Here is a 26077-nt window from a genome sequence, read left to right as displayed (position 1 = left end):
CAGCCGCTTGGCCGCTGCAGCACCTCGCGAACGGGATAGTGTCCGCCTTCATGCAAGCACTGACGAAGCTCATCAACTGGATCGTAAGGCTGCTCGGCTATGGGCTGGGCGTCATGCTTGTTGCCGCGGCGATCGCCATTGCCATCTTCGGCTTCACCACCTTCGGTTCGCGCATCGTGACGGAGAAGGTCGCCGAGATCATCTCCAACCGCGACATGAACATCGCGATCCGCGAGCCCGGCAGCTTGCTGACCGGCGGCCTGGATGCGGCGCAGGTGACGATCTCGGACACGCGCGGTGTCTTTGCCGAAGCCCGCGGCATCTCGATCAACTGGAACCCGCTGGCACTTCTGACCGGCACCTTCCACGCCAAGCAGATCGGCATCCAGTCGGTGACCGTCGTGCGTAAGCCGATCCGCACCCTGCCCTCCCCGCCCGATACCGGCGAGGAAGGCGGCTTCAAACTGCCGATCAAGATCGCCGTCGATAGCATCGCCCTACCGCAGATCAATCTCAGCGAACAGCTGGCCGGACGCGCCTTCACGCTGATGGCGAATGGTAATGTGCAGGCCGACCAGGACGGCGGCCACGCCGTCATCAACGTCAACCGCCAGTCCGTTCCTGATGCGAAGCTCAGCGCCGACGTCGCCTTTATGCCGGGAGAAAACCAGCTGCGGCTGAAGGCACAGGTGGCCGAACCCAAGGGTGGCCTTCTGGCAACGCTGCTGTCGCTGCCGGGCGAGCCCGCCGTCAATGTCGCCATCGACGGCGATGGACCGATCTCCAACTGGAAGGCCAAGCTGCAGGCTTCGCTCGATGGCCAGCCGCGCGCCTCGATCGAGGGCCAGCATGTGCTCACGCCCGAGGGGCTTCACCAACTGAACCTGAAAGGCGGCGGCGATCTGAGCTCGCTGCTTCCCCCACCCTTCCGCCCGCTCTTTGCCGGCCAGACGAATATCGATCTCGCCGCCACTTTCGACAACAAGGGCAAGATTGACATCCAGACCGGCAATCTCGCGACCGGCTCGGTCGTCATCGCCGCCTCCGGGACGCTCGATCCCGCCGGCAACAACAGCCTCAACGCCAATGTGCTCGGCACGTCGGGTCCGGTCGATTTTCGCTGGCCGCTCGAAAAAGGCGAGGCGCGCTTCCTGATCAGCGGCCTCAATCTGGCTCTGACGGGCGATGCCCAGGCAGCGCGGCTGAATGCTAGTGCCTCGCTCGACGCCGTCACCTTACCGCAGGCAACCGCAAGCAACGTCAAGCTCACAGCCAAGAGCGACGCTTTCAACATCGCCAAGCGCAGCGGTGGCGTACAGATCCGGCTGGTGGCCGGCGATACTGCTTTCCTCGATCCAAACCTCAACCGCGCAATCCAGGGCCCGGTCACGCTCGCTGCCCCGATCCAGATTGCCCCTGACAGCATCGGCTTCAACGGCACGACGCTCGAAAGCGCCAATGCTAGCGGCAGCGTCAACGGCACCTACCGGCTTGCAAGCCAGGCGCTGACGGGCAATGCCAAGCTGACCATCGAGCCGGCCGCCCTCCCACCCGCCGTCGCTCCACGCTTCGACACGCCGATCTCGATCGAGACCCAGGTCGCCGGCACGATCCCGTCGAAGATCAACCTGTCGAACCTCATTGTGAAATCCGGCACGATCGAAACAGCCGGCAACGTGACGCTCGACGGCGACACGCTGGCTGCGGATCTCAGCGGGCGCCTGCCCGATATCGCCAAGCTCGCCGAGAACACCAGCGGTGAAGTCGGTTACACGGTCAATGTCAGCGGCGCGCTCTCGGCCCTTGCGATCAAGGCCAATCTCAAGTCGGCGACGCTGCATACGGTCGACCGCACGCTTTCGAACCTTGACGTCAACATCACCGGCACCGCCGACCCAGCCGCACCGCAGGCAACGATCGAGGCGAAGGGTGCGATCGACGGCCAGCCGCTGACGATCAACGCCAACGCCCTGTCGAAGGACGGCATCACCAGCATCCCGTCGATCTCCGTCGAGGCCGGCGCCAACAAGTTGAACGGCAATATCGATCTGACGCCCTCCTTCCTGCCGAGCGGCAAGCTGAGCTTCGATTTCCCCGATGTCGGTCTGCTTGCGGCGCTTGCCGGTCAGCGTGCTGAGGGCGACCTCAAGGGCGGCTTCGACATCGCCAATGACGGCGGGAAGATTTCGATCGCCGCCAAGGCAAGCGGCAGCGGCATCCGCCGTGACGGCCTCTCGCTCGTCCGGCCCGATATCGATGTGACGATCAGCGACCTCAAGGCCTTCGCCGCGAGCGGCGTCGTCAAGGCCGACGAGATTTCGTCGGGCGCCAATGTGATCAGCGGTCTGGCGCTGAATTTCACCCAGCAGCAGAACCGGACGAATTTCGATCTGTCGTCGACCTATGACGCCAATCCCCTGGTCGCCGCCGGTGCCGTCGAGACCAATGGCGGCGATATGAGGATCGAGCTGAACCAGCTCTCCGCCAAGCCGCGCAACATTGCAGTCGACCTGGCTGCACCGACGGCAGTCACCATCTCGGGTGGCGCTGCGAAGCTCGACGGCCTGACGATCCGCACCGGCGACGGCTCGGTCAGCGTCTCCGGCTCGGCCGGGGAAACACTCGATATCAACGCCACGATCAAGGACCTGCCGGCAAGCCTCGCGAACACCTTCGTGCCCAAACTCAAAGCGGCCGGAACCATCTCGGGCACGGTCACGGTAACCGGCACGCCCGCGGCACCGCTCGCCAATTTCAAGCTCGACTGGAAGGATGCCGCGACCAGCCACACCAAGGCTGCCGGCCTTTCCGGCTTCGCGATCGAGGCTGGCGGCAAGTTTGCCGATAACCGCCTGGATTTCGAGACCACCGCGGCAGGCGACAAGAAGCTGTCGCTGAAGGCTTCGGGTAACTACACGGTGGCGGGCGCTGATGCGCAGGCGCTATCCGTCGATGCCGAAATCGCCAATGTACCAGCTGCTCTCGCCAATGCCTTCGTTCCCGATCTCGGCGCCGAGGGCATCATCTCCGGAACGGCAAAGGCATCGGGCAAGCTTCCGCAACCGACCGCCGATTTCAAGGTGACCTGGAAGGACGCTGCAACCAGCCAGACCGTCAAAGCCGGGCTCGCCAAGCTTGGCATAACGGCAAACGGCACCTTCGCCGGAGACACACTCGATTTCACCGTCGATGCGGCGGGCGCCAAGGATTTGAGCCTCAAGGCGACCGGCAATTTCATTGTCTCCGGCCTTCAAGCCAACACCCTCTCCGTCGATGCGACCGTCAGCAATGTCCCCGCATCGCTCGCCAACGGCTTCGTTCCGGATCTCGCAGCAGAAGGCATGATTTCCGGAACGGCGAAGGCGACCGGCAGACTGCCACGCCCGGCCGCCGACTTCGATCTTGCCTGGACCGACGCGGCAACCGGCCAGACGAAAAAGGCCGGTCTCGCCAGCTTCGACGTCTCCGCCAAGGGCAAGTTTGCCGACAACAAGCTCGATTTCGATGCCAGCGCCGACGGCGCCAACAGCCTGTCTCTCAAGGCTCTCGGCAATTTCACCGTCGCCGGGCCTGATGCCAACACGCTCTCCGTCGACGCGACGCTCAGCAACGTCCCCGCGGGTCTCGCAAACCCGTTCGTGCCCGGCCTCGGCGCCGAGGGCCTGATCTCCGGCACGGCCAAGGCCACGGGCAAGCTTCCGGCGCCGACCGCCGATTTCGACCTGAGCTGGGCCAATGCCGCAACTGATCAGACGAAAAAGGCAAAGCTCGCCAGCTTCGACGTGACGGCCAAGGGCAAGTTCGCCGAGAACAGGCTGGACTTCGATGCGGCCGCCAGCGGCAAGAACAGCCTGTCGCTGAAGGCAACCGGCAATTTCACGGTCGCAGGCCCCGATGCCAACGCGATCTCGGTCGATGCGACCGTCAGCAATCTGCCTGCCGGCCTCGCCAATCCCTTCGTTCCCGGCCTCGGCGCCGAAGGCCTGATCTCCGGCACCGCCAAGGCATCCGGCAAACTGCCGCGGCCGACTGCGGACTTCAATCTAACCTGGAGCGATGCGGCGACCGACCAGACGAAGAAGGCAAAGCTTGCAAGCTTCGATGTCTCGGCCAAGGGCAAGTTCGCCGACGACAAGCTCGATTTCGATGCCACGGCAAGCGGCACCAACAGCCTCTCCCTGAAGGCCAATGGCAACTTCATCGTCTCCGGCCCGGATGCGAACATGCTGAATGTCGATGCCGATATCAGCAACGTCCCTGCGGGCCTCGCCAATCCCTTCGTTCCCGGCCTCGGCGCCGAGGGCCTGATCTCCGGCACTGCCAAGGCATCCGGCAAGCTTCCAAACCCGGCTGCAGACTTCAAGGTGACCTGGAAGAACGCGGCCACGAGCCATACGAAAGCCGCCAACGTCACCGGCCTTGGCGTCTCGGCCGATGGCACGCTGTCGGGCAACACGCTGAATTTCAACGTCAATGCCAGCGGCAGCGGCGCCCTGTCGCTGAAGGGCAAGGGCAGCTTCACGGTCGCCGGTCCCGATGCCAATTCGCTGAAGGCCAATGCCGACATCGCCAATCTGCCGGCCGGCATCGCCAACGCTTTCGTTCCCGGTCTCGGCGCCGAGGGCGCGATCTCGGGCAGTGCAAGCGCCGCAGGAAAGCTGCCGATCCCGAATGTCGATTTCAAGCTGAACTGGAAGAATGCCGCGACCAGCCAGACGAAGAGCGCCGGGCTCGCGCCGCTCGGCATCACCGCCGATGGCAAGCTTGCAGGGCAAACCCTGACGATCGATACCGGCCTTAGCGGCGAAGGCGGCCTGTCGATGAAGGGTGGCGGCAGCGTCGGCATAGCAGGTCAGCGCGCCCTGAACCTGCAGTTCAAGGGCAATCTCCCCTTCGCCATTCTCGGCGCGCAACTCGCCCAGCAGGGCCTCGTCGCCGATGGTGCCGCCGATATCGATCTGCGCATCACCGGCAACGCCGGTGGCCCCGTGATCAACGGCACGATCAACACCAGTGGCGCCAAGCTCGTCGACGTACGCCGCAATCTTGCGCTCAACAACCTGACCGCCAACATCACCATGAATGGTCAGCAGGCGACGATTTCCCGCTTCAGCGCCAATCTCGCCAGCGGCGGTGCCATCTCCGCCAGCGGCACGGTCGGCATACAGCCGAACAGCGGCTACCCCGTCAATATCGAGGTCAAGCTCGACAAGGCCGTCTATGTCGACGGCACGCTGGTTGTCGCCACGGTGGACGGCACGCTCGGCATGCGCGGCCCGCTGCTCTCCAATCCGACGCTGAGCGGCCGCCTCAATCTCGAAAAGGCATCGATCACGGTACCGGAAAAGCTGCCGACATCGCTGCGCGAGATCAACATCAAGCATATCCATGCGCCTGCCGCCGTTCGCGCCCAGCTGCGCGACGAAGACAACCAGGGCGCCAGCCAGAAATCCTCGACCATCGCCCTCGACCTGCGGCTCGATGCACCCTCGCAGATCTTCGTGCGCGGCCGCGGCATCGATTCCGAGCTCGGCGGCAGCGTCACGATCAAGGGAACGGCAGCCTCACCCGTCGTCTCCGGCGGCTTCACCATGCGGCGCGGCCGCCTGACGATCCTCAATCGGCGCATGAACTTCACCGACAAGAGCCGCATCACCTTCGCCGGCGACCTGACACCCGCACTCGACATGGAAGCGAGCTCGACATCGGGCACGACGACGCTGACTGTCGATGTCGCGGGTCTCGCCACCGATCCCGCCATTACCTTCTCCTCCTCCCCGGCCCTGCCGCAGGACGAAGTGCTGGCGCAGCTGATCTTCGGTCAGTCGATGTCGAAGCTCTCGCCGGTGCAGATCGCCCAGCTTGCCGATGCCGTCAGCCAGCTGGCGGGTGGACGCTCGACCTCGCTCTTCGAAGGCCTGCGCAATCAGCTCGGCGTCGACGATCTCGACATCAGCACCGACGAGAAGGGCCAGACCAGCGTTAGCGTCGGCCGCTATCTCAACGAGCGCACATATTTCGAGCTGCAGCAGGGCGGCGAAGCGGGCGCCAAGGCGGTCATCAATCTCGATGTCGGCCGCGGTGTGAAACTGCGTGGTGCGGCCGGCGGCAACGGCTCCGGCGAAGCAGGCGTCGTCTACGAGCACGAATACTGATCAGAACACCGTCTTGCTGGTCTTCAGCAGGATGTTGGTCTCGGTAACGTTGATGCCGTCGATCAGGCGAATGCGCCGGAGGGTCTCGTCGAAGGAAACCAGATCACGGTCTTCCAGTTCGGCGATGAAGTCCCATTTGCCGTTGGTGCTGTGAAGCGCGCGCACCTGCGGAAGACCGCGCAGCTGATCGGCCACCTTGTCGGCGAGCTTGCCGAGAACCTCGATGAGAATGATGGCCCGGACACCGGCCGAGCGCACTTCATGACCGGTACGGATGGTGAAGGCGGCGATCGTGCCATTCGCCACCAGCCGGTCGATACGTGCCGCCACGGTGGCGCGTGACGCGCCGGTCATCGCCGCAAGCGACGATACCGGCGTGCGCGCATTGTGGCGCAGCGCGCTCAGTAGTTCCTGATCCAGATCATCCATGATGTTCACTTTGCTCAAATGATGTGATCAATCTGTACAATGGCGCTTTTCTTTTGGCAATTTTCCATCTTTTTGCCGCCGCGCCGATAGCCGAATATGCAACTCGAAACTCGGAAACGGAGCCCGGAATGGACGTTCAGTCGCGCGCAGTCACCCTCATTGGTGTTCCCCTCGAAGAAGGCTCCGGCCGCAGAGGCGCGGCCATGGGCCCGGCAGCGCTGCGCATCGCCGGTATCGACCAGACGCTGATCGAGCTTGGCCACGACGTGAAGGATGAAGGCGACCTGCAGATCGTCCCCGCCCGCGATCTGCCGAACCATCCGAACGCCCATAACCTGCGCATCGTCGGCGCCTTCACCCGCGCTCTGGAAGCAAGCACCTACGAGGCCGCAGCCGCCGGCCGCTTCCCGCTGATCCTGGGCGGCGACCATGCTCTGTCCATGGGCAGTGTTTCCGGCATGGCGCGCTATGCCGCCGAAAAGGGCCGTCCGCTCTTCGTCATCTGGCTCGATGCCCATTCCGATTTCAACACGCCGGAAACCTCGCCCTCCGGCAACATCCACGGCATGCCTGTGGCTTTCTTCAGCGGCAACGCAGAATTTGCCGAAATCCTGCCGAAGAACCGCCCCTTCGTCGATCCCCGCCACGTCTTCCAGGTCGGCATCCGTTCCGTCGATGCGCCTGAGCGCGTGCTGATCAAGCAGCACGGCGTCAACGTCTTCGACATGCGCTCTATCGACGAGCAGGGCATTGCCGCGATCATGAAGCAGATCCTGGCCGCGGTCGAAGCGGCGAACGGCCTTCTCCATGTCAGCCTCGACGTCGACTTCCTCGATCCCGATATCGCGCCCGGTGTCGGCACGACGGTTCCGGGCGGCGCCACCTTCCGCGAAGCCCACCTAGTCATGGAGATGCTCTCCGACAGCGGCCTCGTCTCCTCGCTCGATCTCGTCGAGCTCAATCCATTCCTCGACGACCGCGGCAAGAGTGCCCGCGTCCTCGTCGAGCTGACGGCAAGCCTCTTCGGCCGCCGTATCTTCGACCGTCCGACACGCGCCGCATAATCTGAGGGAACACGGCCATGAACGCATCTGAAAGCCTGATCGCCACCGAACAGCGGCTCGGCGCCCATAACTACAAGCCGCTCGACGTCGTCCTGACCCGCGGCGAAGGCGTCTACGTCTGGGATACCGACGGCAAGCGATATCTCGACTGCCTCTCGGCATACTCGGCGGTGAACCAGGGCCACTGCCATCCGAAGATCCTCGCCGCCATGGTCGAGCAGGCCGGGCGCCTGACGCTGACGTCGCGCGCTTTCCGCAACGACCAGCTGGCCTATCTCTACGAGGAACTGGCAGCCCTCACCGGCTCGCACAAAATCCTGCCGATGAACTCCGGCGCCGAAGCCGTCGAAACCGCCATCAAGGCGGTCCGCAAATGGGGCTACGAAGTGAAGGGCGTGCCGGAGGGCAAGGCCGAGATCATCGTCTGCTCGGACAACTTCCACGGCCGCACGCTGAGCATCATCAGCTTCTCGACCGATCCCGATGCGCGCACCGGCTTTGGACCCTTCACCCCGGGTTTCCGCACCATTGCCTTCGGCGATGCCGACGCCTTTGCCGCCGCCATCAACGAGAACACAGTTGCTGCCCTCATCGAGCCGATCCAGGGCGAAGCCGGCGTCAAGATCCCGCCGGCCGGCTATTTCAAGCGCGTCCGCGAGCTCTGCACTCAGCATAACGTCACGCTGATCCTCGACGAGATCCAGACCGGCCTCGGCCGCACCGGCAAGCTGCTCGCAGAAGAGCATGAAGGTATCGAAGCCGACGTGACGCTGATCGGCAAGGCGCTCTCCGGCGGCTTCTATCCTGTCTCCGCCGTTCTCTCGAACAGCGAAGTGCTCGGCGTCCTGAAGCCCGGTCAGCACGGCTCAACCTTCGGTGGCAACCCGCTCGCCTGCGCCGTCGCCCGCACCGCGCTCAAGGTCTTGACCGAAGAAGGCATGATCGAGAATGCCGAGAAGATGGGTGACTACTTCCTCGAAGGCCTGCGCTCGATCCGCTCCAACATCGTCAAGGATGTTCGCGGCCGCGGCCTGATGCTGGCCGTCGAGCTGGAGCCGGAAGCAGGTGGCGCCCGCCAGTATTGCTACGGTCTCAAGGAGCGCGGTCTGCTCGCCAAGGATACCCACGAGAACACGATTCGCCTCGCCCCTCCGCTGGTTGTCACCAAGGAACAGGTCGAGTGGGCTGTCGAGCAGATCGAAAAGACGATTACCTGAAGTCTGCAGCCACTTCCCCGGCCGCAACTCCGGGGAAGTATTTTCGGCCATCCTCAGGAAAACATTACTAATATGCGGCAGTAAAATGCCGCAGTTACTCATTCTTAATCTAAATAATTATATTACTTTAGTAGAAACACCAGGGCGTATTTGCGGGGGCAGGAGCCGGGTTTTCAGGATTTATTTGAGCTCAGACCTGCCGCACCGGATGCGATGCAGGTGCGGACACCTGTTGCCCTATTCCGGCAAGAGAGCCGCCCCCGTATCGCCTGAGGCGCAGTCTCCATAAGGGACGACGATGCCGTTATTTTCAATTGTTTCAGGAACCGACGCCAAGGCGATGTTCTCGGCGCTCAACAGATCGCAGGCCGTCATTGAATTCGACCTGCAGGGCAATATCCTCACCGCCAACGAAAACTTCTGCCGCACGGTCGGCTACGAGCTTTCCGAAGTTGTCGGCAAGCACCACCGCATCTTCTGCGAGCCGGAATACGTCGCCTCGCAGGCCTATAAGGATTTCTGGGCAAAGCTCGGCCGCGGCGAATTTGACGCCGGCGAATACCGTCGCATCGGCAAGGGCGGCCGCGAAGTCTGGATCCAGGCGACCTACAACCCGCTTCTGTCCAACGGCAAGCCCTACAAGGTCGTCAAGTTTGCGACCGATGTCACTGCGACCAAGCTCGAGTCGGCGAATGCCATCGGCAAGATCGAAGCGATCTCCCGCGCCCAGGCCGTGATCGAATTCACTCCGGCCGGCGAGATCCTCACCGCCAACGGCAACTTCCTTGACGTCGTGGGCTACAGGCTCGACGAAATCCGCGGCAAGCACCACAGCATGTTCTGCGAACCGGCCTATACCGGCTCGCCCGCCTACCGCGAATTCTGGGCCAAGCTCGCGTCCGGCCAGTTCGTCGCCGAAGAGTTCAAGCGCATCGGCAAGGGCGGCAAGGTCGTCTGGATCCAGGCATCCTACAACCCGATCTTCGACATGAACGGCCGCGTCTTCAAGGTCGTCAAGTTCGCGACCGACATCACCAGCCGTGTCCACGCCGTCGACGAGCTCGGCCAGGGCCTGACGAAACTCGCCGCCGGCGATCTTACCGGCTTGATCGACACGCCCTTCCTCCCCGCCCTCGACAAGGTCCGCCTCGACTTCAACAGCGCCGTCGAGCGGCTGGGCGATGCCATGCGCACCGTTGCCGAAAATACCGACGCGATCGCCCACGGCTCCCGCGAGATGAGCATCGCAGCCGATGAGCTCTCCCGCCGCACCGAGCGCCAGGCCGCGACCGTCGAGGAGACTGCGGCTGCTCTCGAGGAGATCACCCAGACGGTCGCCGACAGCGCCAAGCGCGCAGGCGAGGCTGGCGAACTGGTGGCCAAGACCAAGCTAGGCGCTGGGCACTCCGGCAGCATCGTCCGCAAGGCCATCGGCGCCATGGATCAGATCGCCAACTCGTCGCGCGAGATCAGCAACATCATCAGCGTCATCGACGAGATTGCCTTCCAGACCAATCTTCTGGCGCTCAACGCCGGTGTCGAGGCTGCCCGCGCCGGAGAGGCCGGCAAGGGCTTCGCCGTCGTTGCCCAGGAAGTCCGCGAACTCGCCCAGCGCTCCGCCAACGCGGCCAAGGAAATCAAGACGCTGATTACCGCATCGACCGAGCATGTGAAGAGCGGCGTCACCCTGGTCGGCGAAACCGGCAATGCGCTGGAGGAGATCGTCTCGCAGGTGACCGAGATCGACAGCAACGTCGTCGCCATCGTTACCGCCGCCCGCGAACAGTCGACCGGGCTGAACGAGATCAACAAGGCGGTCAACGCCATGGATCAGGTGACACAGGACAATGCCTCGATGGTCGAGGAGACCACTGCGGCGAGCGGCAAGCTCTCCAAAGAGGCCGAAAACCTCAGAGTTCTGCTGTCACAGTTTAGATTTGCGCAACACTCTTTGGCTAAGCTCAACAACAAAGCCACAAACGCGCCAGCCGCCTACGGAACGCCGCGTGGTCAACGGGTAAGTACTGTCCGCGCCAATGGCGGCGCAGCCGCTCTGGCTTACGAGAACTGGGAAGATTTCTAATGAGCACCATTAATTCCAATAGTTTCAGTGGCGACACGCTCGAGATCATTGCCTTCCGGCTGCACGATCAGGAATTCTGCGTGAAGACGACGACCATCCGCGAAATCCGTGGCTGGGCCCCTTCGACGCCGATCCCGCATGCTCCGACCGATGTCATCGGCGTCATGAACCTGCGCGGCTCGGTCATCCCGATCATCGACCTCGCCTACAAACTCGGCATGAAGAGCACCGTCGCCAACGAACGCAGCGCAATCGTCGTTGCTGAAGTTCACAGCATGGTCATCGGCATGCTGGTCGACCGCGTCTCCGACATCCTGACGATCTCGTCCAGCCAGGTCCAGCCGGTGCCGGAAGTGACCGCCTCCTTCGACCGCGCTTATTGCGAAGGCATCATCGCTTCGGAAAACGGCATGATCTGCTTCCTGAACCTCGCCAAGATGTTCAAGGAAAACGAAGCCGAAGAGCTGGCCGCCTGATCACTGAGCGCCACACCGAAGCTCAAATAAGAGGCCGCCCTCTGAGGCGGCCTTTTTCGTGCCTAGTAGAATTTCATGCCCAGCAGAAATCACCGATGAAAACTTGTGGCCAAAACAAATCTTATTAGCAATCTCTTTTATACGCTAAATTAACCTTCCCGTTAGCATCATTGGTTGTGACAAAAGCAGCCTATGTTTTCCGATAGTTGAAGTTATCCCGTTTAGCGAGAATAGCCTCCGTCAAAATCCATAGATTGCATTTGGGCATTTTTCTGCCGTGGCGCAGGGCGCGCCGGCCACAAATGGGGAACGGGGATGCTTGGTTTATCTTCCGATGCAAAATACATTCTTGATGCCATTTCGAAATCGCAGGCCGTCATCGAATTCGACCTGAAGGGCAATGTCCTCAAGGCCAACGACAACTTCTGCCGGGCCATTGGCTACGGTCTGGATGAGATCACCGGCAAGCACCACAGCATGTTCTGCGACCCCGCCTACGCGGCAACCGCCGAGTATCGCGAATTCTGGGCGCGGCTCGGCCGCGGCGAGTATGACAGCGGCGCCTACAAGCGCCTCGCAAAAGGCGGGCGCGAAATCTGGATCCAGGCGACCTACAATCCCGTCTTCAAGAACGGCAAGCCCTACAAGGTCGTCAAGTTCGCCTCCGACATCACCGAGACCAAGCGCCAGTCGATCGACGACGCCGGCAAGCTGAATGCCATCTCGCGTTCGCAGGCTGTCATCGAGTTCAAGCCGAACGGCGAGATCCTGACGGCCAACGAGAATTTCTGCAAAGGCCTCGGCTACAGCCTCTCCGAAATCACCGGCAAGCATCACAGTATGTTCTGCGATCCGGCCTATGCGCGCACCGAGGAATACGCCAACTTCTGGCGCCGCCTCGCGGGCGGTGAGTTCATCGCCAATGAATTCGTCCGCTACGGCAAGGGCGGCAAGGAGATCTGGATCCAGGCCGCCTATAACCCGATCATCGATGCCGATGGCCGAGTCTATAAGGTGGTAAAATTCGCCACCGATGTCACCGAACGCATGAGCGCCATCAGCCGCCTCGGCGCCGCGCTGAAGCTGCTCTCGGAGGGCGATCTCACACAAACCGTCGACACCGCCTTCGTGCCGTCGATGGAGCAATTGCGCCATGATTTCAACGCCGCAATCGAAAAGCTGCGCGATACCTTGACGACGATCGGCGAGAATACCGTGGCGATCGCGGCAGGCTCGCAGGAGATCGGCGGAGCGGCGGACTCCTTCTCCAAGCGCACCGAACAGCAGGCCGCCTCGGTCGAGCAGACGGCAGCGGCGCTGGAAGAGATCACCACGACCGTCAACGACTCAAGCCACCGCGCCGCCGAGGCAGGCTCTCTCGTCGCCAAGACCAAGCAGGGCGCCGAACAGTCCGGCGTCGTCGTGCGCAACGCGGTCGCCGCCATGGGCCAGATCGAGCAATCCTCGCGCGAGATCACCAACATCATCGGCGTTATCGACGACATCGCCTTCCAGACCAATCTTCTGGCGCTGAACGCCGGCGTCGAAGCCGCCCGCGCCGGCGAGGCCGGCAAGGGGTTCGCGGTCGTCGCACAGGAAGTCCGCGAACTGGCGCAGCGCTCGGCGAGTGCTGCAAAGGAGATCAAGGCGCTGATCAACCAGTCGAGCGAGCTGGTGAAGAACGGCGTCAGCCTCGTCGGCCGCACCGGCGAGGCGCTCGAGGAAATTCTCGGGCAGGTCGCCGCGATCAACACCAACGTCTCGGCGATCGTCGAAGGCTCACGCGAACAGGCAACGGGTCTGAAGGAAATCAACCAGGCGATCAACACCATGGACCAGGCGACGCAACAGAACGCCGCCATGGTCGAGGAGAGCACGGCGGCAAGCCATAAGCTTGCGGCCGAAGCCGAGATCCTGAGATCGCTTCTCAGCCAGTTCCGTCTCGGCAATGAAATGCAACAGCGCACCGCCGCACGGCAGATGCACAATTCCCCGGCCCTGCATCTGGTCGCCCGCGTTGCCAAGGCGCATGGCGCAGCCGTTCCGGCGGCCGATAGCTGGGAAGAATTCTAAGCTCCAGGCAAGCACGACTGTTACTCCGGCCCCGCTCCGCGGGGCCTTTTTCATGCCATCATTGCAAGCAAAACGTGCCGATCAACAGCCACCAGGTACGTAATCCTTGATTGAATTAGAATATTACGATTGACCCAATCCAATTCGGAGCGGCACAAGCGCGATTTTGCAATACGACAATGCCAACAATGCTTGCCCGCAGCTAATTTCCGGAAATCCCAATAAAAACAATCGTTATAAATTCCAGAGCTTTCCAATTATTGCGCAATGGAAAGTGATCTATACAGACTGCGATCTTTTTCGTTTAGATCTCTTTAGCTGTACAAATAAGCAAAACCAACTTTAGCGCGAAACAGCTACACAACATTAGAACTTACGTATATTCTTATATTGTATCAACGGGAGACCAGACAGCCACTCTTGGTTGCTGACATCCCGAGACGGAAAGCGCGCGCTTCCAATTTTGATTTCCAAGCCTGGGCATGGGGTCCTGGCAGAATCGTTTTGGAGGTTGGAAATGCAGTATCATAAATCGGCGATCGCCATAGTCGCAATCAGCTGTGCATCGCTCATCATTCCGGCACAGGCTTCTGCTGAAGGCCTGCTCGGCGGCCTGGGGAGCGCCCTTGGCGGCGGCTCCAAGAGCAGCAGCAACAGCGGCGGCAGCAAGAGCGGTGGCGGCGGCCTCAGCATTGGCGGCAGCAACGGCGTCAGCGTCGGCAACAATGGCGGCCGCGGGCTCAGCGCCTCGATCGGCGGCTCCAGCGGCGTCAACGCCAGCGTCGGCGGCACCTCCAAGGGCGGCCTCGGCGTCAACGCATCGGTCGGCGGCTCCAACGGCATCAACAGCAAGACGACGCTCGGCGGCGCAACCAAGGGCCTCGGCGTCGGCACCACGGCCAGCGTCGGCGGCACGAAGGGGCTCAATGCAGATGTGAACGCCACTGTCGGCGGTCCGGGCCTCGTCAGCGCCAAGGCCAAGGCTGGTCTCGGCGGCAACACGCTCGTCGATATCGCTCTCGGCCTGCCGGGCATCGACCCGAACGATCCGGACGGCCCCGGCGGTCCTGATGGTCCGAATGGTCCGCGCGGCCCCAACGGCCCGACCTACTCCTATAATGACATGTCGGCTGCAGAAAAGGCCAAGGTCAAGCTGCGCTGCCGCGACATCCTCGGCTCCGGCGGCTACGAGGCGAGCCTCGTCAAGCTCTGCCGCATGGTCATCGCAATGCGGTGACCGCCTCCCCCGGCAGTACCCGGCGCCTCGGCGCCGGGTATTCCTGGACAACAGCTCAACTCCAGAATTTTCGCGCCTCGCCCCGGAGGCGCCTTTTTATGCGAAAAAGGGCACGCGCAAAGCGCATGCCCCTCTCTCGAGTCATCAGTTCCGATCAGCCGAACAGCGCAAGCGTCGCCTTCAGCGTCACCCAGACACCCCACAGCAACGGAATGCCGACGACGGCCCAGGCAAGAGCCGCTTTGGCGTCGAAGCCACCCCGGCCGATGCCGAACGAGCCGCTCGGCCCGGCGCTGGCGGCCGCCGATTTCGCCTGCAGCGATGCCACTTCTGCGTCCGACATGAACCACTTGTCGGCAAGCGGCCGCACGAAGAGGTTGGCGATCAATCCAAGCGCCAGCATGCCGGCGAGGATATACATCGTGCCGGTATAGAGCGCCGGTCCGGGTGCGACTCCGGCCGAGATCTGCGCCTCGCGGATATAGTTGACGACGACGGGGCCGACGATACCGGCGGTCGCCCATGCCGTCAGCAGACGGCCATGGATTGCGCCAACGAACTGCGTGCCGAAGATATCGGCGAGATAGGCCGGGATCGTTGCAAAGCCACCGCCATACATCGACAGGATGATGCCGAAGGCGAGAACGAAGAGCGCCTTGTTGCCCATGTCGGCAAGCGTCGGTGCCGCCGCATAGAGAACGATGCCGAGGATGAAGAACGTGAAGTAGGTGTTCTTGCGGCCGATCTTGTCGGAGAGCGACGCCCAGAAGAAGCGCCCGCCGATATTGAAGAGCGACAACAGACCGGCGAAGCCCGCCGCAATCGTTGCGATCGATGCCTTCTGCCCTGCATCGAGCTGCGCGAAGCCGACATCCGGCAGGCCGATCAGCGAACCGGCGAAGATTTCCTGCAGCATCGGCGATGCCATGCCGAGAACGCCGATACCGGCGGAAACGTTGAGGCAGAGCACCGCCCAGATCAGCCAGAACTGCTTGGTCTTGTGCGCATCGCGCAGATGCACATGCTTGGTGGTGATCATGCTGCTTTTGGCGGCGGGCGCCGTCCAGCCTTCCGGACGCCAGCCGGCCGGCGGGATGCGGTAGCCGAAGGCACCGCCCATCATGAAGACGAAGTAGATGACGGCCATGACCACGAAAGTCTGCCAGACGCCGACCGACGTATCGGTCTTGAAATAGTTCATCAGCAGGTTCGCGAGCGGAGCGCCGATCATCGCGCCACCGCCGAAGCCCATGATCGCCATGCCGGTCGCCATGCCGCGGCGGTCCGGGAACCACTTGATCAGCGTCGAGACCGGCGAGATATAGCCGAGACCGAGGCCGATACCGCCGATCACGCCCGCGCCCAGCCACATCAGCCACAGCTGGTGGGTCATGACGCCGACAGCGGCGACGAGAATGCCACCGCACCAGCAGCAGGCGGAAACGAAACCGGCCTTGCGCGGACCGACCCGCTCAAGCCAGCCGCCCCAGATCGCTGCCGAGCAGCCGAGGAGCACGAAGAACAGCGTATAGATCCAGCCGAGATCGGCAACGCGCCAGTCGCAGCTGGTGGTGAACAGGGCCGAAGCCAGTGTCAGATCCGGGCAGGCCGTCGAAGCGCTGATGCCGAGAGATTTCGACAGCGGCAGCCAGAACACGCTGAAGCCGTATGCCATGCCGATGCACAGATGAATGGCGAGTGCGGCCGGCGGTACGAGCCAGCGGTTGAACCCCGGTTGCGCAATTATTCGCTCACGATCAAGCAGGCCAGCGCCCGCTACTACCCCTGCTCCTGATGTATCCGCTGCGGTCATGAATAAGTTCCTCCTGGATCTGACCTTGCTGACATGAATCGCGCTCGAACAGGCAATGACAACCTGCGTCCCCCCTTGCGCGAAACGATGTTTACTGCCGGATAGGCTCCGCCGGCTCGGGCTTGCGGATCAGGGAAGACGCCTCGATCACCAAGGGATCGAAACCGTTATTCTCCTGCTCCAGAATCTCGAAAAATTGGCGCCGCATGCGCGGCTCCCAGAATTTATTGATATGCGTGGCAACTCCCTGAGCCGCCTCGTTGGCCGGCTGGGTCTTGAAAAAAGTGGCAATCTGATTGGCCATGTAGACCAGCTTGGAACGGGTATCATGCGACATCGGCGATGCTTTCGGGCGAGATGCGGTCTGGATGGGTGAAAATCTCGAAGTCTTCGCCGCGCACCAGCGCAACAAGCGTCATTCCGGCTTCTTCGGCCGTGCGGATGGCAAGCGCTGTCGGCGCCGAGATGGCGATCAGGATCGATGCGCCCAGGATCGCCGTCTTCTGCACCATCTCGACCGAAATACGGCTGGTAACGACGACGGCACCACCGGCACCGGTTCGCCCCGAACGGATCACCGCACCGCACAGCTTGTCGAGCGCATTGTGACGGCCGACATCCTCGCGGACGGCAAGAAGCCCTTCGCCGGGCAGATAGAATCCTGCGCCATGGACGGCCCGGGTTTCACGATGCAGCGGCTGCGTCTCGTTCAGCAGCGAAGCCGCCCGGACGATATCGGCATGCGTCAGCATCAAACCGGCAGCAGACACATCCGGCACCTTGCGCACCGCCTGCTCGATCGACTCGATGCCGCAGAGCCCGCAGCCGACCGGCCCGGCCATGCTGCGGCGGCGGGCGCGCAGAGCATCCTCGACGTCATCGGCAAGCATGATCTGCACGTCGATACCGATCTCGCTATCGATAGCCTCAATCGAGGATATCTGCTCCATCGAGCTGATGATACCCTCCGTCAGGCTGAAGCCGACGGCGAAATCCTCAAGATCATCGGGCGTCGCCATCATCACCGCATGCGAGCTGCCGCCATAGGAGAAAGCGATCGGCACCTCTTCCGGCACGATCCGCTCGCCCGGCACGACCACACCGTCCTTGCGGGCGATGCGGCCGACGGAGATGCGTGTGTGCCGGTCGGGCATTACTCCGCGGCCTCCATCTTGCCGGAGATACGGCGGCTCTGGCGGGCCTGCTCGTCATATTCAAGCTGCCATTCCGTCGGCCCGTTGGAAGGCGAAACCTGTACCGCCGTCACCTTGTATTCCGGGCAGTTTGTCGCCCAGTCGGAGAAGTCGGTGGTGATGACGTTGGCCTGCGTCGTCGGGTGGTGGAAGGTCGTGTAGACGACACCAGGCGCCACGCGCTCGGTGATCAACGACCGCAGCGTCGTATCGCCGGAGCGGCTCTGCAGCTTGATCCAGTCGCCATCGCGAATGCCACGCTGCTCGGCGTCATGCGGATGGATTTCCAGCCGGTCTTCCGGATGCCAGGCGACGTTATCGGTACGGCGCGTCTGCGCTCCGACATTGTACTGGCTGAGAATGCGGCCGGTGGTAAGCAGCAGCGGGAAGCGCGGGCCGGTCCGTTCGTCGGTCGCGACATATTCCGTGCGGATGAACTTGCCCTTGCCGCGAACGAAACCATCGACATGCATGATCGGCGATCCCTCGGGATGCTTCTCGTTGCACGGCCACTGAACCGAGCCCATCTTTTCGAGATAGTCGTAAGAGACCATCGCAAAGCTCGGCGTCGTCGCGGCGATCTCGTCCATGATCTCGGACGGATGCTTGTAGTTCCAGTTAAGGCCCATCGCCTGGGCGAGCTTCTGCGTCACTTCCCAGTCGGCATAGCCGTTCTTCGGCGTCATCACCTTGCGCACGCGATTGATGCGACGCTCGGCATTGGTGAAGGTGCCGTCCTTTTCCAGGAAAGTCGAACCGGGCAGGAAGACATGCGCGTAGTTGGCGGTCTCGTTGAGGAAGAGATCCTGCACCACGACGCATTCCATCGCGGCGAGGCCAGCCGCCACATGCTTGGTGTCGGGGTCGGACTGCAGAATGTCCTCGCCCTGGATATAGAGGCCCTTGAACGTGCCATCGACAGCCGCGTCCAGCATGTTCGGAATGCGCAGGCCCGGCTCATTGTTGAGCTTCACGCCCCAGAGCTTCTCGAAGACATCGCGGGTCGCGTCATCGGAGATATGGCGGTAGCCCGGCAGCTCGTGCGGGAACGAGCCCATATCGCAGGAGCCCTGCACGTTGTTCTGGCCACGCAGCGGGTTCACGCCGACGCCTTCGCGGCCGATATTGCCGGTCACCATGGCGAGGTTGGCGATCGCCATGACCGTCGTCGAACCCTGGCTGTGCTCGGTGACGCCGAGGCCGTAATAGATCGCGCCATTGCCGCCGAGCGCATAGAGCCGGGCTGCGCCGCGCAGATCGGCCGCCGGAACGCCGGTGAACTTCTCAGTCTCTTCGGGGCTATGCTGCGGTTCCGAAACGAAGGCCGCCCAATCCTCGAATTCCGACCAGTCGCAGCGCTCGCGGATGAATTTCTCGTTGAACAGGCCTTCGGTGACGATGACATGCGCCAGCGCCGTCATGACCGCAACGTTGGTGCCGGGCTTCAGCGGCAGGTGATAGGCGGCTTCGACATGCGGCGTGCGCACCAGATCGATGCGGCGCGGGTCGATGACGATCAGCTTGGCGCCCTGGCGCAACCGCTTCTTCAGGCGCGAACCGAAGACCGGATGGCCGTCCGTCGGATTGGCGCCGATGACGACCACGACATCGGAATGCTCGACGCTATCGAAATTCTGCGTGCCTGCCGAGGTACCGAAGGCTTGGCCGAGACCGTAGCCGGTCGGCGAATGGCAAACACGGGCGCAGGTATCGACATTGTTATTGCCGAAGCCGGCGCGGATCAGCTTCTGGACGAGGAAGGTCTCCTCGTTGGTGCAGCGCGACGAGGTAATGCCGCCGACCGCTTCGCGGCCATACTGATACTGGATGCGCTTGAACTCGGAGGCGACATGCGCATAAGCCTCGTCCCAGGTCACTTCCCGCCAGGGATCAGTGACCTTCTCGCGGATCATCGGGTTGAGGATGCGGTCCTTGTGCGTGGAATAGCCGTAAGCGAAGCGGCCCTTGACGCAGGAGTGGCCGCGGTTCGCCTGGCCATCCTTCCAGGGTACCATGCGCACCAGCTCTTCGCCGCGCATTTCCGCCTTGAAGGAGCAGCCGACGCCGCAATAGGCGCAGGTGGTGACCGCCGAATGTTCCGGCTGGCCGATGGCGATCACCGACTTTTCCGTCAGCGTCGCCGTCGGGCATGCCTGAACGCAGGCGCCGCAGGAAACGCATTCGGAATCGAGGAAATGCTCATGCATGCCGGGCGAAACGCGCGATCCGAAACCACGTCCCTCGATCGTCAGCGCGAATGTGCCCTGCACTTCCTCGCAGGCACGAACGCAGCGCGAGCAGACGATGCATTTCGACGGATCATAGGTGAAGTACGGGTTCGACTCGTCCTTCGGCATCCATTTCAGATTGATCTCGCCGTTGCTGCGCGCCTTGACGTGATTGTCGCCCTCATAGCCGTAGCGAACGTCACGCAGTCCGACGGCGCCCGCCATGTCCTGCAATTCGCAATCGCCGTTGGCAGCGCAGGTCAGACAGTCGAGCGGGTGGTCGGAGATATAGAGCTCCATCACGCCGCGGCGGATATCCTTCAGGCGGCCCGTTTGCGTATGAACCACGAGACCGGCGGCAACCGGCGTGGTGCAGGACGCAGGCGTGCCGTTGCGGCCTTCGATCTCGACGAGACAGAGGCGGCAGGAGCCAAAGGCATCGACCATATCGGTGGCGCAGAGCTTCGGCACCTGGATCCCGGCTTCCATCGAAGCGCGCATGATCGACGTGCCCTCCGGCACGGTGATTTCGCGACCATCGATGGTCAGCGTGACCATGGCTTCGGATTTCGAAGCCGGCGTTCCGTAGTCAATTTCGTGAACGAGGCTCATATCGCTTCTCCGGCCATATTAATTGGCGTCAGTGATTCTCGCGCGGTCCGCGCAACGACTTCAAGGAGTTCAAAGGGCAAATCTGCCTTCAAACCTGAGAACGTCATCTTGCCGTTCTCATCCGAATAGAAGACCTCAAACACGACACAACGCTGATCGTCGATCTGCTCGCTGACTTCCAAATACATGCCATCCCGCTCGACATCGCTTCCGCGAACAAATGAGAACACTCTGCCGGAAATAACCATCTATTCCGCAGCCTCCACCATGGGAGCAGGAGAAAAATCATCCGGGAAGTGCGTCATCGCACTCATCACCGGATATGGGGTGAAGCCGCCCAAAGCACAGAGCGAGCCGAATTTCATCGTGTTGCAGAGATCGGTGAGCAGCGCCCGGTTCTTCTCGGGTTCGATCCCCTGCGCAATCTTGTCCGCCGTCTCGACTCCTCTTGTCGAGCCGATGCGGCAGGGCGTGCACTTGCCGCAGCTTTCGACGGCGCAGAACTCCATGGCGAAACGCGCCTGCTTCAGCATGTCGGCCGTGTCGTCGAAGACGACGATGCCGGCATGGCCGATCAGGCCATCCTTGGCGGCAAAGGCTTCATAGTCGAACGGCGTATCGAATAGCGCGCGTGGGAAATAAGCGCCGAGCGGGCCGCCGACCTGTACAGCCTTGACCGGCCGTCCCGTCGCCGTGCCACCGCCGATCTTGTCGACGATATCGCCGAGCGACAGGCCGAAGGCCGCCTCATAGAGACCGCCATGCTTGACGTTTCCGGCGATCTGCAGCGGGATGGTGCCGCGCGAACGGCCCATGCCGAAATCGCGATAGAAGGCAGCGCCCTTGTCGAGAATGACAGGCACCGAGGCCAGCGAGATGACGTTGTTGATGACGGTCGGCGACGCGAACAGGCCCTTGTGCGCCGGCAGCGGCGGCTTGGCACGCACGATGCCGCGCTTGCCTTCCAGGCTGTTCAGCAGCGCCGTTTCCTCGCCGCAGACATAGGCGCCGGCGCCCATGCGCACTTCGATATCGAAGGCCTTGCCCGAGCCCATGACCGACGGACCGAGCACGCCGGCCTTGCGGGCGATTTCGACCGCTTCCGTCATCGCGGCGATCGCATGCGGATATTCCGAGCGCGTATAGACGAAGCCCTTGCTTGCACCGGTCGCGAGACCTGCGATGGCCATCCCCTCGATCAGCACGAAAGGATCGCCTTCCATGATCATCCGGTCGGCAAAGGTACCGCTATCGCCCTCGTCAGCATTGCAGACGATGTATTTGCGCGGGCCCTGGGCGTCGAGAACCGTCTTCCACTTGATGCCGGTCGGAAAGCCTGCGCCGCCACGGCCGCGCAGACCGGAATCGGTGACTTCCTTGACGATATCGGCAGGCGCCATCGCGGCCGCGCGCCTCAGCCCGGCAAGACCGCCATGCGCCTCGTAATCTTCGAGCGACAGCGGATCGGTGATGCCGCAGCGGGCGAAAGTCAAGCGGGTTTGTTCCTTGAGGAATGGGAGGCTTTCGACCTCCCCAAGACAGAGCGCGTGATCGCCGGCCGACACAAGCCCAGCTTCGAACAATCCGGCAACATCCTTGGCCTTCACAGGACCATAGCCGATACGCCTGCCGTCGACTTCCACTTCGACGAGAGGTTCCAGCCAGAGCATGCCGCGCGAGCCGTTGCGTACCAGCTTCACATCGAGGCCGCGTGCCGCAACTTCTGAAGCAATCGCCTTGGCAACCTTGTCGGCGCCGAGCGAAAGTGCAGCCGCATCGCGAGGAACGAAAATCTTGACGGTCATCGCCGAACCTCCGCTGCGAATTCGGCAATGGTCTCGTCATCGATGCGGCCATAGAGCTCGCCGTCGAGCATTGCCGCCGGGGCGCAGGCGCAAAGCCCGAGACAGTAGACCGGCTCCAGCGTCACGCTGCCATCGAGCGTCGTCTGGTGAAAATCGATGCCGAGAAGCTTCTTGACCCGCTCAGCCACGGCGTCGCCGCCCATCGACTGACAGGCCTCGGCCCGACAAAGCTTCAGGACATGGCGGCCTGCAAGATGGTCGCGATAGTCGTGATAGAAGGTCACCACGCCATGCACTTCGGCGCGCGACAGGTTCAGCTCATGCGCAATGACAGGAAGCGCTTCCTGCGGCACATAACCGAACTCATCCTGGACTTCATGCAAGATTGGAAGGAGCGGGCCTTCGAGGGAACGAAGGTGCGAGACGATCGCGCGGGTGCGCTCGGCAATATCGCCATTGGCGACGTGAGCATTCATTGTGGCAGGCCTCCCGAGGCTTCCCGTTATCAGCCGTCACACCATGCTCCCCCAGCTTGGTATGACATTGTGACAGGAAGTGTCTCAGGGAACATGCAACCGATCAATAAAGCTGTTCCGTCAGTTGATAGGATTTTCCTATCAAAGATCTTCGCTCTCCGCGAGAATCCTTGCTTCATGCAACAGCGCAGAGACGAGTGGCGTGAACGGCTCGCGATGCGTCGCAACAAGGCCAACGAGATGATCGGCCTCGGGCTCGACAATCGGGATCATCCGGATTTCGGCAGGAAAACCGAATGATTCCGCGACATTTCGCGGCATGATGCTCGCCCAGCGCCCCGTTCGAACGTGGGAAAACAGCACGATCATCGATCCTGATTCGAGCGTCGGATGCGCTGTGGCCCCAGCTTCGGCCAGATGCCGGTTGATGATACGGCGGTTCTGCATGTCTGCGGTCAATAGACAAAGCCGAAGATTGCCAACCTCACGCCAGGTCACAGTTTCGCGATCCGAAAGCGGGCTGCCGGCCGCGGTGATCAGATTGTAGCGCTCGGCATAAAGCGGCACGGCAGTTACCCGCCCTAGCGGTTCGTTCTCCAGATAGGTGACACCGGCATCGATCTCGAGATTTTCGAGCATGCTCAGCACCTGCAGCGAATTGCGCGAGACGATCGAGAAGGTCACATCAGGATGGCGTTCCTGAAATGGCGTGGTGATCCGCGGCAGCATCGCCAGAGCCGTTGGAATGGAGGCGATCCGCAGGTGTCCGGAAAGACCCTTGCGGGCTGTGCGCATCTCCTCGCGCATGGTGCGCGTATCGCCGACGATGCGGCGTGCCCATTCGAGCACGCGCTGCCCTTCCGGCGTCAGCCCCTGAAAACGCGAACCGCGCTGCACCAGCATCACGCCGAGCTGGTCTTCCAGCTGCCGGATCGCGGCTGATAGCGTCGGCTGCGAAACACCGCATTCTTCGGCGGCGCGGCCGAAATGCTTTTCATTGGCAAGAGCTATGAAGAATTCCAGCTTGTCGATCATCCGGCCTCCTGCCGAACTGTGCGTCCGGGCATCTTTGGCGGGACATCATAAGCTTAGCAAGACCTGCCTCAACGGGCAGCGGGCGCCGGAAACATGGCGAAAAGCGAATCCAGGAAGGATGCGACGCTGTCATTGCCAAGGCTGTAATAGACGAGACGCCCTTCGCGACGGGTATTGACCAGTCCTTCCATGCGCAGCCGCGCCAGCTGCTGCGATACCATGGCCTGCTGCACACCGAGCAGTTCCTCGATCTCGCTGACGGTCTTTTCCTGCTCGGCGAGAATGCAGAGAATAAGAAGGCGCGTCTGATGTGCCATTGCCTTCAGGAGGCTGCTCGCTTCGTGAGCTTTTTCGGCAAGCTTCTGCAGTTCCTGACCGGCTGTTCCCGGCGCAGTTGTAGGCAAGCGCATTCGGATTCTCTGATGGACGGGTTGGGACGGGCCCAAGCGATACCATATTCAGACCGATATACTGCGCAATTTTACTAAAATACCAAAAATAGTCCAAGTAAATCAGCAGATAAGCTGGCCGCCATTGATCTCCAGAACTTGCCCGGTGATGTAGCCCGCTAAGGAAGGCGCGGCCAGAAACAGGTAGGCGGGGGCGCAATCCTCGGAGGTTCCGAGCCGTTGCAAGGGTATGGTCTTGCGTGTCGCCTCAAGCTTTTCGCGCGACGAATAGCGCTCATGGAAGTCGGTTTCGATCGTACCCGGCGAAACGCAATTGACCCGGATCATGTCAGGGGCAAGCTCGCGCGCCAGCGCCTTCGAATAGGTGGAAACGAAGGCTTTCGAGGCCGAATAGATCGCCGATCCCGGACTGCCGCCGGTCAGCGCCGATATCGATACGGTGTTGACGATCGCCGCACCCTTGGCGGCCCGCAACGCCGGCAGCAGCGCGCGCGTCACCTCGACGACGGAGGTCTGGTTGAGCCGGGTAACCGCCTCATAATCCTGATCCGTCAGTTCACCCGCCGGAAACCGGCCGACCATCGTCCCGGCGTTATTGATCAGCACATGAATGGTGCCGAAGGCATCCAGCACCTTCCAGGCGAAAGTGGCGGTGCCGCCCGGCTCGCTGAAATCGCCTGAAATCAGCACGGCGCGGCGGTCGGCTTCGGCCGTCAGCAGGAAGTCCGGAAGGTCGCGGCTCGTGCTGCGGCCGGTATGAACGGCGACGCGTGCGCCGCAATCGAGAAACTGGCGTGCGACCTCAAGGCCGATGCCGCGCCCGGCACCCGTGACGACGACATTGCGGTTTTCGAAAAGCTTTGGATGAAACACGCTGAGGCCCTCCCCACTCCGGCTGGCAGTCGCCGATTGCGCAATTTTCGCTTTAACATATGATCGCAAGAAACGAAAGAAAGGGAGGCGCAGCATGTTTCTGTCCGGACGGCAGACCGAGATCCTCGACATCGCAAAGTCAGAGGGCCGCGTGCTGGTGGAAGACCTGGCGGCCCGCTTCTCGGTCACCCCGCAGACCATCCGCAAGGACCTCAACGACCTCTGCGACAGCCGGGTACTGACGCGCATCCATGGCGGGGCGATTTTCCCTGGCGGTACCGAGAACGTCAAATACGAAGCGCGCCGCTCGATCGCGGCCAACGAGAAGACGGCGATCGGCCGTGCCTCGGCCGCGCTGATCCCGAACAATGCTTCCCTGTTCATCAATATCGGCACGACGACGGAAGCAGTCGGCGAAGCCCTGATCGAGCATCACGAATTGATGGTCATCACCAATAACATCAATGTCGCCAGCCGCTTGCGACTATTCCCGTCGATCGAGGTGGTGATCGCCGGCGGCGTTGTACGCCACTCGGACGGCGGCATCGTCGGCGAAGCCGCCGTCGATTTCATCCGCCAGTTCAAAGTCGACTATGCGGTGATCGGTGCCTCGGCGATCGATCCCGATGGCGCGCTTCTCGATTTCGATTACCGCGAAGTGAAGGTCGCGCAGGCGATCATGGCCAATGCCCGCCATGTCGTCCTCGTCGCCGATTCCACCAAGTTCGAGCGCACGGCGCCCGTTCGCATCGGCCACCTGTCGCAGGTCCATACCTTTGTCACCGACGAATGCACGCTGGATTCGCTCCGCCGCATCTGTTCCGAGGGCGGCATCAATCTGGTGGAGACCAACCGGGCGGGCAGCACCAAAGATTAAATCTTTCGCTGTCGCAAAAGG

The 26077-nt window shown here is 62.1% G+C and carries 19 protein-coding genes; 8 read left to right on the top strand and 11 right to left on the bottom strand.

Annotated features, from left to right (window positions below; genetic code table 11):
- Positions 1–50: 50 nt before the first annotated feature.
- Complete coding sequence (locus tag ACQZ5H_RS26630) at positions 51–6155, top strand: translocation/assembly module TamB domain-containing protein (RefSeq protein ID WP_449099462.1); 6105 nt, start codon at positions 51–53, stop codon at positions 6153–6155.
- Here ACQZ5H_RS26630 and ACQZ5H_RS26625 read toward each other — a convergent pair whose 3' ends face one another.
- Complete coding sequence (locus tag ACQZ5H_RS26625; protein WP_112720162.1) at positions 6156–6584, bottom strand: Lrp/AsnC family transcriptional regulator; 429 nt, start codon at positions 6582–6584, stop codon at positions 6156–6158.
- Positions 6585–6712: 128 nt separating this feature from the next.
- Between ACQZ5H_RS26625 and rocF the strand changes: the two genes are divergently transcribed.
- The 6 genes from rocF to ACQZ5H_RS26595 all read left to right on the top strand — a co-directional run bounded on the left by rocF (position 6713) and on the right by ACQZ5H_RS26595 (position 14734).
- The gene (gene rocF, locus ACQZ5H_RS26620) at positions 6713–7648 is read left to right on the top strand and encodes an arginase (RefSeq protein WP_112720161.1); all 936 of its coding nucleotides are present in this window, start codon (positions 6713–6715) and stop codon (positions 7646–7648) included.
- A gap of 17 nt (positions 7649–7665) precedes the next feature.
- On the top strand, positions 7666–8865 hold the full coding sequence (rocD, locus tag ACQZ5H_RS26615; RefSeq protein ID WP_112720160.1) for an ornithine--oxo-acid transaminase: 1200 nt from the start codon (positions 7666–7668) through the stop codon (positions 8863–8865).
- Between the two features lie 298 nt (positions 8866–9163).
- Positions 9164–10948, top strand: a complete 1785-nt coding sequence (locus ACQZ5H_RS26610) for a methyl-accepting chemotaxis protein (RefSeq protein WP_449099461.1) — start codon at positions 9164–9166, stop codon at positions 10946–10948.
- Complete coding sequence (locus tag ACQZ5H_RS26605; protein ID WP_112720158.1) at positions 10948–11424, top strand: chemotaxis protein CheW; 477 nt, start codon at positions 10948–10950, stop codon at positions 11422–11424. Before ACQZ5H_RS26610 ends, ACQZ5H_RS26605 begins: the two co-directional genes overlap by 1 nt.
- Positions 11425–11739: 315 nt before the next feature.
- On the top strand, positions 11740–13497 hold the full coding sequence (locus ACQZ5H_RS26600) for a methyl-accepting chemotaxis protein (protein WP_449099460.1): 1758 nt from the start codon (positions 11740–11742) through the stop codon (positions 13495–13497).
- A gap of 517 nt (positions 13498–14014) precedes the next feature.
- Positions 14015–14734, top strand: coding sequence for a polysaccharide biosynthesis GNAT family N-acetyltransferase UppQ (locus ACQZ5H_RS26595; protein WP_449099459.1), 720 nt, complete (start codon positions 14015–14017; stop codon positions 14732–14734).
- Between the two features lie 154 nt (positions 14735–14888).
- Here the strand turns inward: ACQZ5H_RS26595 and ACQZ5H_RS26590 are convergent, their stop codons facing one another.
- The 10 genes from ACQZ5H_RS26590 to ACQZ5H_RS26545 all read right to left on the bottom strand — a co-directional run bounded on the left by ACQZ5H_RS26590 (position 14889) and on the right by ACQZ5H_RS26545 (position 25179).
- Positions 14889–16547, bottom strand: coding sequence for an OFA family MFS transporter (locus ACQZ5H_RS26590; protein ID WP_413710427.1), 1659 nt, complete (start codon positions 16545–16547; stop codon positions 14889–14891).
- A gap of 91 nt (positions 16548–16638) precedes the next feature.
- On the bottom strand, positions 16639–16884 hold the full coding sequence (locus tag ACQZ5H_RS26585) for a formate dehydrogenase subunit delta (protein WP_112720154.1): 246 nt from the start codon (positions 16882–16884) through the stop codon (positions 16639–16641).
- Entirely contained in the window at positions 16874–17701 is an 828-nt protein-coding gene (gene fdhD, locus ACQZ5H_RS26580) for a formate dehydrogenase accessory sulfurtransferase FdhD (protein ID WP_449099458.1), read from the bottom strand. The genes ACQZ5H_RS26585 and fdhD overlap by 11 nt, the downstream gene beginning before the upstream one ends.
- Positions 17701–20580 (bottom strand): formate dehydrogenase subunit alpha, encoded by a 2880-nt coding sequence (gene fdhF, locus ACQZ5H_RS26575; protein WP_112720152.1) that lies wholly within the window; start codon positions 20578–20580, stop codon positions 17701–17703. The genes fdhD and fdhF overlap by 1 nt, the downstream gene beginning before the upstream one ends.
- A complete protein-coding gene (locus tag ACQZ5H_RS26570) occupies positions 20577–20828 on the bottom strand; it encodes a hypothetical protein (protein WP_130284324.1) in 252 nt (83 codons plus the stop codon). Before ACQZ5H_RS26570 ends, fdhF begins: the two co-directional genes overlap by 4 nt.
- Positions 20829–22385 (bottom strand): formate dehydrogenase beta subunit, encoded by a 1557-nt coding sequence (locus ACQZ5H_RS26565; protein ID WP_449099457.1) that lies wholly within the window; start codon positions 22383–22385, stop codon positions 20829–20831.
- Positions 22382–22861, bottom strand: coding sequence for a formate dehydrogenase subunit gamma (locus ACQZ5H_RS26560; RefSeq protein ID WP_449099456.1), 480 nt, complete (start codon positions 22859–22861; stop codon positions 22382–22384). The genes ACQZ5H_RS26565 and ACQZ5H_RS26560 overlap by 4 nt, the downstream gene beginning before the upstream one ends.
- Before the next feature lie 141 nt (positions 22862–23002).
- Positions 23003–23896 carry a LysR family transcriptional regulator gene (locus tag ACQZ5H_RS26555; protein ID WP_130284330.1) on the bottom strand — a complete coding sequence of 298 codons (894 nt, stop codon included), beginning with the start codon at positions 23894–23896 and terminating at the stop codon, positions 23003–23005.
- A 68-nt stretch (positions 23897–23964) separates the two neighbouring features.
- Positions 23965–24306, bottom strand: coding sequence for an ArsR/SmtB family transcription factor (locus ACQZ5H_RS26550; RefSeq protein ID WP_112720148.1), 342 nt, complete (start codon positions 24304–24306; stop codon positions 23965–23967).
- A gap of 102 nt (positions 24307–24408) precedes the next feature.
- Positions 24409–25179, bottom strand: a complete 771-nt coding sequence (locus tag ACQZ5H_RS26545; RefSeq protein ID WP_449099455.1) for an SDR family NAD(P)-dependent oxidoreductase — start codon at positions 25177–25179, stop codon at positions 24409–24411.
- A 94-nt stretch (positions 25180–25273) separates the two neighbouring features.
- Between ACQZ5H_RS26545 and ACQZ5H_RS26540 the strand changes: the two genes are divergently transcribed.
- The gene (locus ACQZ5H_RS26540; RefSeq protein WP_112720146.1) at positions 25274–26056 is read left to right on the top strand and encodes a DeoR/GlpR family DNA-binding transcription regulator; all 783 of its coding nucleotides are present in this window, start codon (positions 25274–25276) and stop codon (positions 26054–26056) included.
- Positions 26057–26077 lie beyond the last annotated feature (21 nt).

This window comes from Rhizobium sp. 21-4511-3d (assembly GCF_053522545.1).
This window is presented reverse-complemented; position numbering and strand designations above follow the sequence as displayed.

What these genes read in the sequence shown, in the direction of transcription:
- ACQZ5H_RS26570 (WP_130284324.1), bottom strand. Translation starts at nt 20,828, where the DNA reads ATGGTTATTTCCGGCAGAGTGTTCTCATTTGTTCGCGGAAGCGATGTC.
- ACQZ5H_RS26605 (WP_112720158.1), top strand. Translation starts at nt 10,948, where the DNA reads ATGAGCACCATTAATTCCAATAGTTTCAGTGGCGACACGCTCGAGATC.
- ACQZ5H_RS26600 (WP_449099460.1), top strand. Translation starts at nt 11,740, where the DNA reads ATGCTTGGTTTATCTTCCGATGCAAAATACATTCTTGATGCCATTTCG.
- ACQZ5H_RS26630 (WP_449099462.1), top strand. Translation starts at nt 51, where the DNA reads ATGCAAGCACTGACGAAGCTCATCAACTGGATCGTAAGGCTGCTCGGC.
- ACQZ5H_RS26550 (WP_112720148.1), bottom strand. Translation starts at nt 24,306, where the DNA reads ATGCGCTTGCCTACAACTGCGCCGGGAACAGCCGGTCAGGAACTGCAG.
- ACQZ5H_RS26585 (WP_112720154.1), bottom strand. Translation starts at nt 16,884, where the DNA reads ATGTCGCATGATACCCGTTCCAAGCTGGTCTACATGGCCAATCAGATT.
- fdhF (WP_112720152.1), bottom strand. Translation starts at nt 20,580, where the DNA reads ATGAGCCTCGTTCACGAAATTGACTACGGAACGCCGGCTTCGAAATCC.
- ACQZ5H_RS26610 (WP_449099461.1), top strand. Translation starts at nt 9,164, where the DNA reads ATGCCGTTATTTTCAATTGTTTCAGGAACCGACGCCAAGGCGATGTTC.
- fdhD (WP_449099458.1), bottom strand. Translation starts at nt 17,701, where the DNA reads ATGCCCGACCGGCACACACGCATCTCCGTCGGCCGCATCGCCCGCAAG.
- ACQZ5H_RS26540 (WP_112720146.1), top strand. Translation starts at nt 25,274, where the DNA reads ATGTTTCTGTCCGGACGGCAGACCGAGATCCTCGACATCGCAAAGTCA.
- ACQZ5H_RS26555 (WP_130284330.1), bottom strand. Translation starts at nt 23,896, where the DNA reads ATGATCGACAAGCTGGAATTCTTCATAGCTCTTGCCAATGAAAAGCAT.
- ACQZ5H_RS26590 (WP_413710427.1), bottom strand. Translation starts at nt 16,547, where the DNA reads ATGACCGCAGCGGATACATCAGGAGCAGGGGTAGTAGCGGGCGCTGGC.
- ACQZ5H_RS26595 (WP_449099459.1), top strand. Translation starts at nt 14,015, where the DNA reads ATGCAGTATCATAAATCGGCGATCGCCATAGTCGCAATCAGCTGTGCA.
- rocF (WP_112720161.1), top strand. Translation starts at nt 6,713, where the DNA reads ATGGACGTTCAGTCGCGCGCAGTCACCCTCATTGGTGTTCCCCTCGAA.
- rocD (WP_112720160.1), top strand. Translation starts at nt 7,666, where the DNA reads ATGAACGCATCTGAAAGCCTGATCGCCACCGAACAGCGGCTCGGCGCC.
- ACQZ5H_RS26625 (WP_112720162.1), bottom strand. Translation starts at nt 6,584, where the DNA reads ATGGATGATCTGGATCAGGAACTACTGAGCGCGCTGCGCCACAATGCG.
- ACQZ5H_RS26565 (WP_449099457.1), bottom strand. Translation starts at nt 22,385, where the DNA reads ATGACCGTCAAGATTTTCGTTCCTCGCGATGCGGCTGCACTTTCGCTC.
- ACQZ5H_RS26560 (WP_449099456.1), bottom strand. Translation starts at nt 22,861, where the DNA reads ATGAATGCTCACGTCGCCAATGGCGATATTGCCGAGCGCACCCGCGCG.